Genomic DNA, 11,123 nt, shown 5'->3' on the forward strand with positions numbered 1-11,123 from the left:
GGGCGTCCGCCCAGCGGTGCGAGACGGAGCGGTGAGATGTCCGAACTGATGACGGTCGCGGGACAGTTGGCGCCGTGGCTGAGCGCCGCGGCGGGCTCGATGGGAACGGCCGTGCTCATGACCGCCCGGGACCGGCTCGCCCAGAGCGTCGTGGAGGGCGGCCGGACCTTCCTGGACGCGGCCCTGGGGCGCCGCGGCGAAGGCGGCGGCCCCGCACCGGACAACGTGCCGGAGGTGGTGCCGGACGACGTGGGTGCCGCACTCGCGGGGCTGTCCGCGGAGCAGCGGGAGGCGCTGGAGACGGCGATCGGCCACTGGCTCGGGGGCGGCGACCTGAGCGCGTCCGCGCTCCGGGAGCGGGTGGCGGAGGCAGCCGGCGTGCGGCCGGGCGCCACCTTCCACACGGAGGCCCACGGCGAGCACGCCGTGGCCGTCGGGCAGCTCCGCGACCTGACCGTGAACTTCGGTGCCACCCCGAGAGCGGCGGATGACCCGGCCCACTGACGACGGCGTCCGCCGCCTTCGGGGTGGCACCCGCGACGACGTCCGCGACGACGTCCGCGAGGGCACACCGCCGGGCCGGGGGCCGGACGTCCGGGCCGAGGGCCGATGGGCCACGGCCGTCGGGCAGGTGCTCGGCAACTTCGTCGTGAGCCTGGTCGTCGGCGACGCGCTGCGGAACACGCTCGACGGCGCCCGCAGCTGGCGGGTGTGGAACTGGCCTCCGTTCGCCGTGGTCCTCGGGCTGTGCGGTGTCGCGTTGGTGCGGACCCCGGAGGGGCCTGCCGGCCAGTTCCTCTGGGTCCGTCTCGCGCTCGGTGCGGCCGTGCTGATCGCCTTCGTGCGCGTGGCGGGCGCCAGGGGCCCCGCCGCGGTCCAGGCGCTCGCCTCCGCGCTGTCCGTCGCCCTCGCCGTCGGCGGGGCGGTACGGACGGAGCAACTGCGCGTCCACGGCGAGGTCGACGTGACGGGGCTCGTGCGGGTCGTCCGGCCCGGCCCGCTGAAGGACGGGGAGACGCTCACCCTTGTCGTGTCCGGCGGCCCGCACCGTACGCATCTGCGTCTCGTCCTCCAGGTCGAGGACGAGACCCCGGCCAGGCAGTCCTGCACTCCGGACACCGACCTGGCCGTCCGTCTCGAGGGCGGCCGGAACACCGCGGGCGACGTCCGGTCGGGCCGGCCGGTGGAACTGCCGCTGGGCGGGGCGAAGGGCGTCCTCACCGTCCTCGTGACGGTCCGCACCGACAAGGGATGCAGCATGAACGTGTTCGTCGACGACGCCGTGTTGCGCGGCTGAGGGGTACGCAGTGAGCTCGAAGAACCGTGTGTACGTGGCGGTGGCGGCGTTCTGCGCCATCGTCGCGGCCGGACTGGCGCTCGCCGTCAGTTCCGGTTCGGACGAACAGGACGACACCTTCCTCGACCGGGACCGGATCAGCGTCGGCATGCACAACGACCTGCCCGGCGTCGGCTACGAGGAGAACTACCACCGGTCGGGCTTCGACCAGTTGGTCTTCGAGCGCGTCAGGGAGGGCCTGGGGTTCCGGTCCTCCCCGCCGAGCAACATCTCCTCCGAAGCGCGCGTCCCGGTGCTGGTGAAGGGGGATCTCGACATGGTGTTCGCGTCGTTCTCCATCACGGAGAAACGCATGAGGTACGTGGACTTCGTGGGCCCGTACGTGACCACCTACCAGGGATTCCTGGTGGGTCCCGAATCGAAGGTCGACGAACTCGACGACCTCGAGGGCGGGATGGTGTGCTCGTGGGAGGGCACCACGTCCGCGGACGCCGTCGCCGACCTGAAGCGCGAGGGCATCGCGTCCAAGACGCTCGTCGACGCCTCCGACTGCCTGGAGGAACTCAAGAAGGGGAAGGTGCAGGCGGTCTCCACCGACCAGATGATCCTGCACGGCTTCGCGCGCCAGCACGCGAAGGACGGCCTGGAGGTGGTCCCCGACGTCACCATCGGCGCCCCGCAGCACTACGGGATCGGCCTGCCGAAGGGCCACCGGGCCGACTGCCGGGAGCTGCGCGAGTTCGTGAAGCGGTACGTCGGGAGCAGCGACTGGATCAGGGACGTCACGACGTCCCTGCCGGACATCGCCGACACGGAGCCGGGCTGGATCAGCGACTACGAGCCGAGCGACGAGGCGATCGACGCGCGGTCCTGCCGTGACACGCCGAGCAGCTGAGGCCCCCGCCCGGCTCCCGGGCGGCCCCGCCGGTCACCCCGACTCCACCCGACTCCAGGGCCGCCCCGCGGGTCACCCATGCCTCACAAGTAGCCCCGGCCCCGCCCGGCACCGGCATCGCTGACCCGCCCGCCCCGGAACGCCGGAACGCCGGAGGGCCCGGTCCCCGCGACATCGCGGGAACCGGGCCCTCCTCGCACGCTCGGGCGCGCACGCGGACCGGTCAGGCCTCGAACACCTCGCGCACGAGCTGCTCCTGCTCGGCCTGGTGGCGCTTCGCCGAACCCACGGCGGGCGACGAGGATGCCGGGCGGGAGATGCGCCGCAGGCGCTCCCCGTGCGGGACGTCCGCGCCGACCGCCAGGTCCAGGTGGTCGATCAGGTTGAGCGCGATGAACGGCCAGGCACCCTGGTTCGCCGGCTCCTCCTGGGCCCACAGGTACTTCTCGGCGTTCGGGTACTTGGCGATCTCCGCCTGGAGCTCGGCACCCGGCAGCGGGTACAGGCGCTCGATGCGGATGATGGCCGTGTCCGTCGCACCGCGCTTGGTGCGCTCCGCGTCGAGGTCGTAGTAGACCTTGCCGGCGCAGAAGACGACCTTGCGGACGGCGGACGGGTCCACCGACGCGTCACCGATGACGGGACGGAAGCCGCCCGTCGTGAACTCCTCCGCCTTCGACGCGGCCGCCTTGAGGCGGAGCATCGACTTCGGGGTGAAGACCACCAGCGGCTTGTGGTGCGGGTTGTGCACCTGCCACCGCAGGAGGTGGAAGTAGTTCGACGGCAGGGTCGGCATGGCGACCGTCATGTTGTTCTGCGCGCACATCTGGAGGAAGCGCTCCGGGCGGGCGGACGAGTGGTCCGGGCCCTGTCCCTCGTAGCCGTGCGGGAGGAGCAGGGTGACGCCGGACGTCTGGCCCCACTTCTGCTCCGCCGACGAGATGAACTCGTCCACGACCGTCTGGGCGCCGTTGACGAAGTCGCCGAACTGCGCCTCCCACAGCACGAGGGACTCGGGGCGGGCCAGCGAGTAGCCGTACTCGAAGCCCATCGCCGCGTACTCGGACAGGAGCGAGTCGTAGACGTTGTAGCGGGCCTGCTCGTCCGAGAGGTACTGGAGCGGGGTGAAGTCCTCGCCCGTCTCCCGGTCGATCAGCACCGCGTGGCGCTGGCCGAACGTGCCGCGGCGGGAGTCCTGGCCCGAGAGGCGCACCGGGGTGCCCTCGAGGAGCAGGGAGCCGATCGCGAGCGTCTCGCCCATGCCCCAGTCGATCGTGCCGTCCTCGACCATCGACGCGCGGCGCTGCAGCTGCGGCAGCAGGCGCGGGTGGACGGTGACGCGCTCGGGGATGTTGACCTGGGACTCGGCGATCCGCTTGACGACCTCCTGGGAGACCGCCGTGGTGACGGCCACCGGGAACTCCGGCTTCACGTCCGGGACGTGCGCCTCGGACGGTGCGGCGGTGGCCTCGCGGACCTCCGTGAAGACCTTCTCCAGCTGGCCCTGGTAGTCCTGCAGCGCCTGCTCGGCCTCCTCCAGCGTGATGTCGCCCCGGCCGATCAGCGACTCGGTGTAGAGCTTGCGCACCGAGCGCTTCTTGTCGATCAGGTCGTACATCAGCGGCTGCGTGAAGGCCGGGTTGTCGGACTCGTTGTGACCGCGGCGGCGGTAGCAGATGAGGTCGATCACCACGTCCTTGTTGAACGCCTGGCGGAACTCGAAGGCCAGGCGCGCGACGCGCACCACGGCCTCCGGGTCGTCGCCGTTCACGTGGAAGATCGGGGCCTCGATCATGCGGGCCACGTCGGTGGCGTACATCGAGGAGCGCGAGGACTCCGGGGCGGCCGTGAAGCCGACCTGGTTGTTGATGACGACGTGGACCGTGCCGCCCGTGCGGTAGCCGCGCAGCTGCGACATGTTCAGGGTCTCGGCCACGACGCCCTGGCCCGCGAAGGCCGCGTCGCCGTGCAGGGCCACCGGCAGGACGGTGAAGTCCGTGCCGCCCTTGTTGATGATGTCCTGCTTGGCGCGCGCGATGCCCTCGAGGATCGGGTCGACCGCCTCCAGGTGCGAGGGGTTGGCGGCCAGCGAGACCTTGATCTGCTCGCCGTCCAGGCCCGTGAAGGTGCCCTCGGCGCCCAGGTGGTACTTCACGTCGCCGGAGCCGTGCATCGACTTCGGGTCGAGGTTGCCCTCGAACTCCCGGAAGATCTGCGCGTACGACTTGCCGACGATGTTCGCGAGGACGTTCAGGCGGCCGCGGTGGGCCATGCCGATGACGACCTCGTCGAGGCGCGACTCGGCCGCGCTGTCGAGGACCGCGTCCAGCAGCGGGATGACGGACTCGCCGCCCTCCAGGGAGAAGCGCTTCTGGCCGACGTACTTCGTCTGCAGGAAGGTCTCGAAGGCCTCCGCGGCGTTCAGCCGGCGCAGGATGCGCAGCTGCTCCTCGCGCTCCGGCTTGCTGTGCGGGCGCTCGATGCGGTCCTGGATCCACTTGCGCTGCTTCGGGTCCTGGATGTGCATGAACTCGACGCCGGTGGTGCGGCAGTACGAGTCGCGCAGCACGCCGAGGATGTCGCGCAGCTTCATCAGGGACTTGCCCGCGAAGCCGCCGACGGCGAACTCGCGCTCCAGGTCCCAGAGCGTGAGGCCGTGCTCGGTGATGTCCAGGTCGGGGTGCTTGCGCTGGCGGTACTCCAGCGGGTCGGTGTCGGCCATGACGTGGCCGCGGACCCGGTAGGAGTGGATCAGCTCGAAGACGCGGGCGGCCTTGGTGACGTCGTCGTCGTGCGAGGCGTCGATGTCCTTGAGCCAGCGGACCGGCTCGTACGGAATGCGCAGCGCCTCGAAGATCTCGTCGTAGAAGCCGTTCTCGCCGAGCAGGTAGTTCGCGACGACGCGCAGGAACTCGCCCGAGGCCGCGCCCTGGATGACCCGGTGGTCGTAGGTCGACGTGAGCGTCATGACCTTCGCGATGCCGAGCTTGTTCAGGGTGTCCTGGGAGGTGCCCTGGAACTCCGCCGGGTAGTCCATCGAGCCGACGCCCATGATGACCGACTGCCCGGGCATCAGACGCGGGACCGAGTGGACGGTGCCGAGGCCGCCGGGGTTGGTCAGGGAGACCGTGACACCGCTGAAGTCGTCCATCGTCAGCTTGCCGTCACGGGCACGGCGGACGATGTCCTCGTAGGCCTGCCAGAACTCGAAGAAGTTCAGCGTCTCGGCCTTCTTGATGCCCGCGACGACGAGCTGGCGGTCGCCGTTGGGCTTCACCAGGTCGATGGCGAGGCCGAAGTTGACGTGCTCCGGCTTGACCAGGGTCGGCTTGCCGTCCCGCTCCGCGAAGGAGTGGTTCATCGTCGGCATGGCCTTGATGGCCTGCACCATCGCGTAGCCGATGAGGTGGGTGAAGGAGATCTTCCCGCCCCGGGCACGCTTCAGGTGGTTGTTGATCACGATGCGGTTGTCGAAGAGCAGCTTCACCGGGACCGCGCGCACGGACGTGGCCGTGGGCACCTCGATGGAGGCGTTCATGTTCTTCGCGACCGCGGCGCTCGGTCCGCGCAGCGTCACGTACTCCGGACCCTCGGCGGACGGGGTCGCGGCGGGCGCGGGCTTCGCGGCGGCCGGCGCGGCCGCGGCGGGCTTGGCGGGCGCCGGAGCGGCGGCGGCCGGCTTCGGCGCCGCGGGGGCGGCCGGAGCGGGTGCGGCCGGAGCCGCGGCGGCCCGTACCGGGGTGGCCTGGGCCGGAGGCGCGGCCTTGACCGGCGCCGCGGGCGCCGGGGCGGGCGCAGCCACCGTGGTGGTGCCCGCGGCCCCCGCGGCCGCGGTACCCGCCGGAGCCGAGGCGGCGGCGCCGCCCGGCTTGTAGTCGGCGAAGAAGTCCCACCAGGCTCGGTCTACCGAATTCGGGTCCTGGAGGTACTGCTGATAGATCTCGTCGACGAGCCACTCGTTGGGACCGAACGCGGCAGCGGGGTTCTTCCCGGCCTGGTCCTCGGTCGAGACGCTCGATGAGTTACTGGGGGACTGTGGCGACACGGCGGCAACCGCCCTCTTCCGCTTCACAAGGTGATGGACAGCGGGAATAAAGGCTACGCCCCCCCGGCCGGGTAGGTCAGGCCGGGCCTGGTCATCGTCGCGTAAGTCACACAGATTGCTGTGTTTCGGCGCTGGAATTGGCGGGAAACAAGCGAGGTTCCGATGCGGAAGGTGCGCGTCGGCTCCGGACCGCGGCCCCTAAATGCCGGGTCCACGGACGATGACACGTGTCCTGCTGCCCGATCACAGGTGGATCTTGGGCTCTGACTCGAACCCTACGTCAACCGGTCGGTGGAGGGCACTCCCGGAAGAGTGACCTGGATCCGGCAGCCCCGCTGGGATTCGGCCACGCCGATCCGGCCACCGTGCAGATCCACCGCCCAGCGGGCGATCGCCAGCCCGAGACCGGTGCCGCCGTCGCTGCCGGGGCCGTGCGGCGCCGCCACACCGCCGCGGTTGAACCGCTCGAAGACCCGGTGCCACTCCGAGCGCGGAATCCCCGGCCCCTCGTCCAGGACCTCCAGGTCCAGGGACTCCGGCGATTCGCCGCGCCGGGCCCGTACGGTCACACGTCCGTGCGGCGGGCTGTGCTTGACCGCGTTGTCGATGAGGTTGGCGACGACCTGGTGGATCCGCTCCGGGTCCGCGTGCGCGGTCAGCTCGGGCGGGGAGACGTCGAGGTGGAGGTGGACGTCGGTGCGCGTGTGGCTGCCGGAGCCGGAGGCGATTCCCCCGCGCGCGGAGGACAGCATGTTGGCCTCCTTCAGGACGCCCGACAGGTACGGCCACACCTCGAAACGGCGCTTGCGCAGCGGTACGACGCCGTTGTCCAGCCGGGAGAGGTCCAGCAGCGTCTCGACGAGCCGCCCGAGTCGCTCCGTCTGCTTCAGGGCCGTACGCATGGTCTCGGGGTCGGCGGCGGAGACCCCGTCCACGACGTTCTCCAGGACCGCGCGCAGGCCCGCGATGGGGGTGCGCAGCTCGTGGGAGACGTTGGCCACCAGCTCCTTGCGCTGGCGGTCCTGGGCCTCCAGGTCGTCGGCCATCCGGTTGATCGTCTGGGCCAGGTCGCCCAGCTCGTCGCGGCGGTCGGCGCCCTTGACCCGGCGGGTGTAGTCGCCGTGCGAGATGCCCCGGGCCACCCTGTTCATCTCGTCCAGCGGAGCGGTGAGCGAGTGCGCCACGAACTGGGTGATCAGCAGGGTCGCGATCATCGAGAAGACCGTGATGAAGCGCAGCTCGGTCTCGGTGCGCGCGGCGATGATCAGCAGGCCGGTGGTGATGAAGACGGAGACGACGACGAGCGTGCCCAGCTTCGTCTTGATCGAGAAGGGGCGCACATCGCCCCAGGAGCCCGAACCCGGACCGGGTCCCGGGCCCGGTCCCGAGGGCGGGCCCCCGGCGGGGGACGCGCCGGCACCGGGGACGCCCGGACCCGCGCCCGCTCCGGCCTGCGTGCCCGGTCCGGTGCCGGTCCCCGCGCCCTTGCGTGGCAAGCCGATACCGCTCATGACATCCGCCCCCTCGAATCAGGGTGCCCGACTCTAAGGCGTCGGGGTCTCCAGCGCGTAGCCGACTCCGTGCACCGTACGGATCCGCTCGGCGCCGATCTTCCGGCGCAGCGCCTTGATGTGGCTGTCCACGGTCCGGGTGCCGGACGCGTCGGCCCAGTCCCACACCTCGGCCAGCAACTGCTCGCGCGACAGCACCGCGCGCGGTGTGTTCGCCAGGCAGACCAGCAGGTCGAACTCGGTGGGCGTGAGGTGGACGTCCTCGCTGCGCACCCGCACCCGGCGCTGCGCGTGGTCGATCTCCAGCTCGCCGAGGCGCAGGATGCCCGAGCGCGGCGTGGAGGCGGCGAGCGCGGCCCGCTCCACCCGGCGCAGCAGCACGTGCACGCGCGCGGCCAGCTCCCGCATCGAGAACGGCTTCGTCATGTAGTCGTCGGCGCCGACGCCGAGCCCGACCAGCATGTCCGTCTCGTCGTCGCGCGCCGTGAGCATCAGGACCGGCACCGGGCGGGCCGCCTGCACGCGGCGGCAGACCTCCAGGCCGTCGAAGCCCGGCAGCATGATGTCGAGGATCAGCAGGTCGGGCTGCCAGGCCTCGGCGGTGTCGACGGCGGAGGGGCCGTCACCGGCCGTTTGCACGAGGAATCCCTCCGCGCGCAGACGGGCGGCGATGGCGTCCACGATCGTGGGGTCGTCCTCGACCACCAGCACGCGGCGCTGCGCGCCCGGCGTGGCCGCCGCGCCGTTGTGCGAGGTGTGTGTCTGCTCCATCGCCCGCCCCTGGGTGTGCTTTCCGGAATCAGTGGGGTGATTCCCTGACTGCTATTGACGCTTGAATGATCGGCGTCAGGTGAGCAGGGTACGGGCAGTGACCATCGCTCGGCTATCCAGCCCTGACCCCGAGGTGCACGACGTCGGGAACGCCCCGGGCAACGGGGATCTCTTCGGTACGCACCTGTTGGAACCCGGCATTCCCCAAGGTTCTTGCGAAACCGGGCGAGGGGGTCGCGGACCATACCGCGAGCACTCCGCCGGGCTTCAACACCCTTGCGCACGCGGCGAGTCCGGCCTCCGAGTAGAGGCTCTGGTTGCCCTCCGTGACCGTCCATTCGGGCCCGTTGTCGATGTCGAGGCACAGCGCGTCGTACGTGTCCGATGTCTCATTGACGAATGCGACGAGATCGGACTCCACGATCTCGGTGCGCGGGTCGCGGAGGGCCCTCGCGGACACCTCGGCGAGCGGGCCCGAGAGGTGCCAGTCGATGACCGCCCGCTCCCGCTCGACGACCGTGACGCGGCCCCATCGGGGCTGCTCCGCCGCGTGCGCGAGTGAGAATCCGACGCCGAGTCCGCCGATCAGGACCTCGGGGCCGGGACGCCCGTCGAGCGCGTCGAGCGCGGCGTCGACGAGGCGTCTCTCCGAGCGGCCGTCGGAGGTGTCCATGAGGAAGCAGCCGTTGGCGATGATCTGCAGCAGCCCGCCGTGGCGGCGGAGCACGACCTCGCCGTACGGCCCCTCGCGGCGGTCGATCACTTCGGGCGGGCCGGACGGGTCCGTGCCATGGGGAAGCTCGTACGCGGTGGACATGGCCCCATCCTGGCGAATCCGGACGGGCGGGGCAGCCGAATTGCCGCGACACCGGCCGGCTTCCCGGGGCCGGGGGAGGGCGCCCCTCCCCGGCGTGACCCGACCGCCGGCGTACCCGGGCGGCAGGCCGGGCCCGGGAAGCCGGCGGGGCCGACCGCGCGGTCGCGGTGGAGCGGCGGGCCGTGCCGGAACGGTGGTGGACGGCGGGCCCGCGACGGACGCTGGAACCGGGCGCCCGCGAAGCCGCCGGCCGCATCGGGTCCGGCCCGTGCGCGGCGCCCGCCGTGGGCGGCGTGCGGACCGGCGCCGCGACGGGGCGGACGGAAGGAGCCCCGGACGGTGGGACGCGATGCCGGGGACGCGGTGCGTCCGGCCGCGTCGGGCGGCCCCGTGACCGGCGACTCCCTGTCCGGCGGCTCCGTGACCGGCGGGCCCGTGTCCGGCGGCCCTGCGTCAGGCGCCCTGGCCGTCGGAGTGGCCGCCTGGCCGTTCGTACGGCGGCACCGCGGCGAGGCCTCCCGCCCGGGCCCGCCCCGGGCGGGAGGCCGCCCCGCCCTGAGGGCCCGGGAACCGGACGCGTGTCCGGGCCCAGGGGGCGGGACCCCCGCGCCGGGCACGGCACTCCCACGGGTGCCGCTACGACACCGGCATGCCCGTGAACGCGTCGAGGAGCAGGCGCTCCCCGACCGGGGCGTCCAGTTCGACGGTCACCTTCTTGATGCGCAGGTCCGATTTGCAGGGGCCGTCGGAGGTGCCCCGGACCCATCCGGAGAGCACCACGCTGTCCCCGGTCTCCGCCACGTCGACCGCCGGGCCGTCGTCGCAGGACCCGTGCTCGGCGCGCACGGTGACCCTCCGGCCGTCCTTCGACACCGAGGCCAGGCCGCCGAGCGGCGCCAGGTCGTCCGTCGGCATCTCCAGGGGCTCGATCGGCGGTTCCAGGTCCTTCTCCGCTCCCGTCACCGCGACCCTGGTGAGAGGGGTGTCGTACCCCTTGAGCGTGAAGTGCCAGGCGGGCACGGTCGCCGGACCCCGACTGGTGAGGACGGAGGTCGAGCCGAACCGGGCACCGGTGACGACGAGGGCGGGGCCCGGCCCCTCGCCCTGGTCGAGCCGCTCGTACGAGGCCCGCGCCGAGTCGACCGGCACGGTGAGGGAGCCCCCGGCGCGCCAGCGGACCTTCCCCTCGGCGCCCTTCGCGCCGGCCGGGTCGGGGAGCGTGCCGCGCAGTTCGAAGGAGCGGCCGAGATACGCACGTTTGTCGGCCTCGTTGCGGAAGGCCCCCTCGGGCAGCCGCACGGGGTCGCCCAGCGGGTAGTAGCCCTCCCGCCACACCTTCGCCGCTTCCGAGTCCTTCCACGCGGCGGAGACCAGGCGGGCGCGCTCGGCGCGTTCCGAGCGGCCGCCGCCCTGTCCCTGCCCGGCCCCTCCGCTCGCGGCCCCTCCGCTCCCGCAGGCCGTCACTGCTACGGACCCCGCTACGAACAGGGCGAGCGCCGCCATCGGGCGGAGCGGTCTGATGCCTCGCATGTTTCCCCCAGGGCGGACGGCAGGACGGCAGGACGTACGGCGGACGGAATCGCGCCGTCGGAACTGTGACGCACGGCCACCGGGGAACGTTCGCCGGGGTTCCCCGCCGTGAGCCCGCCGTGAGCCGGTCGCGAGCCCGCAGGGTCGCCGCACCGCGGGTCATGGGGACGTGGGACAAGGAGGACGCGGGGTCATGGGGCCCGCGGGGCGCCCCGCGGAGTCGGGGAATCGCGGAATCGGGGAACCGGTCGAGCGGT

8 protein-coding genes are annotated in these 11,123 nt (G+C 72.2%); 3 read left to right on the forward strand and 5 right to left on the reverse strand.

The features are described 5' to 3' along the window. Positions 1 to 36: 36 nt before the first annotated feature. Genes IE265_RS02505 through IE265_RS02515 form a run of 3 tightly spaced genes read left to right on the forward strand, consistent with a single transcriptional unit; the run spans position 37 to position 2,192 of the window. Positions 37 to 504: a hypothetical protein gene (locus IE265_RS02505; protein ID WP_190033593.1), complete on the forward strand. Its 468-nt coding sequence runs from the start codon at positions 37 to 39 to the stop codon at positions 502 to 504. Further along, on the forward strand, positions 488 to 1,297 hold the full coding sequence (locus IE265_RS02510) for a hypothetical protein (RefSeq protein ID WP_190033594.1): 810 nt from the start codon (positions 488 to 490) through the stop codon (positions 1,295 to 1,297). The genes IE265_RS02505 and IE265_RS02510 overlap by 17 nt, the downstream gene beginning before the upstream one ends. A 10-nt stretch (positions 1,298 to 1,307) precedes the next feature. Beyond that, positions 1,308 to 2,192: a transporter substrate-binding domain-containing protein gene (locus IE265_RS02515; protein ID WP_229915973.1), complete on the forward strand. Its 885-nt coding sequence runs from the start codon at positions 1,308 to 1,310 to the stop codon at positions 2,190 to 2,192. Positions 2,193 to 2,415: 223 nt separating this feature from the next. On the opposite strand, the gene IE265_RS02520 is transcribed toward IE265_RS02515, so the two are convergent. The 5 genes from IE265_RS02520 to IE265_RS02540 all read right to left on the reverse strand — a co-directional run bounded on the left by IE265_RS02520 (position 2,416) and on the right by IE265_RS02540 (position 10,866). After that, positions 2,416 to 6,237: a multifunctional oxoglutarate decarboxylase/oxoglutarate dehydrogenase thiamine pyrophosphate-binding subunit/dihydrolipoyllysine-residue succinyltransferase subunit gene (locus tag IE265_RS02520; RefSeq protein ID WP_190033595.1), complete on the reverse strand. Its 3,822-nt coding sequence runs from the start codon at positions 6,235 to 6,237 to the stop codon at positions 2,416 to 2,418. 275 nt (positions 6,238 to 6,512) lie between these two features. Continuing rightward, positions 6,513 to 7,748: a HAMP domain-containing sensor histidine kinase gene (locus tag IE265_RS02525; RefSeq protein WP_229915974.1), complete on the reverse strand. Its 1,236-nt coding sequence runs from the start codon at positions 7,746 to 7,748 to the stop codon at positions 6,513 to 6,515. A 33-nt stretch (positions 7,749 to 7,781) separates the two neighbouring features. Further along, complete coding sequence (locus IE265_RS02530) at positions 7,782 to 8,519, reverse strand: response regulator transcription factor (RefSeq protein WP_190033596.1); 738 nt, start codon at positions 8,517 to 8,519, stop codon at positions 7,782 to 7,784. Positions 8,520 to 8,631: 112 nt separating this feature from the next. Beyond that, entirely contained in the window at positions 8,632 to 9,336 is a 705-nt protein-coding gene (locus tag IE265_RS02535; RefSeq protein WP_190033597.1) for a spermine/spermidine synthase domain-containing protein, read from the reverse strand. Positions 9,337 to 9,972: 636 nt separating this feature from the next. Next, on the reverse strand, positions 9,973 to 10,866 hold the full coding sequence (locus tag IE265_RS02540) for a hypothetical protein (RefSeq protein WP_190033598.1): 894 nt from the start codon (positions 10,864 to 10,866) through the stop codon (positions 9,973 to 9,975). Positions 10,867 to 11,123 lie beyond the last annotated feature (257 nt).

Source organism: Streptomyces fructofermentans, assembly GCF_014651055.1.
GTDB lineage: Bacteria > Actinomycetota > Actinomycetes > Streptomycetales > Streptomycetaceae > Streptomyces > Streptomyces fructofermentans.

Bases quoted from the DNA above. Each gene is read 5' to 3' on its own strand.
- IE265_RS02505 (WP_190033593.1), top strand. From the start codon at position 37: ATGTCCGAACTGATGACGGTCGCGGGACAGTTGGCGCCGTGGCTGAGC.
- IE265_RS02510 (WP_190033594.1), top strand. From the start codon at position 488: ATGACCCGGCCCACTGACGACGGCGTCCGCCGCCTTCGGGGTGGCACC.
- IE265_RS02525 (WP_229915974.1), bottom strand. From the start codon at position 7,748: ATGAGCGGTATCGGCTTGCCACGCAAGGGCGCGGGGACCGGCACCGGA.
- IE265_RS02530 (WP_190033596.1), bottom strand. From the start codon at position 8,519: ATGGAGCAGACACACACCTCGCACAACGGCGCGGCGGCCACGCCGGGC.
- IE265_RS02535 (WP_190033597.1), bottom strand. From the start codon at position 9,336: ATGTCCACCGCGTACGAGCTTCCCCATGGCACGGACCCGTCCGGCCCG.
- IE265_RS02540 (WP_190033598.1), bottom strand. From the start codon at position 10,866: ATGCGAGGCATCAGACCGCTCCGCCCGATGGCGGCGCTCGCCCTGTTC.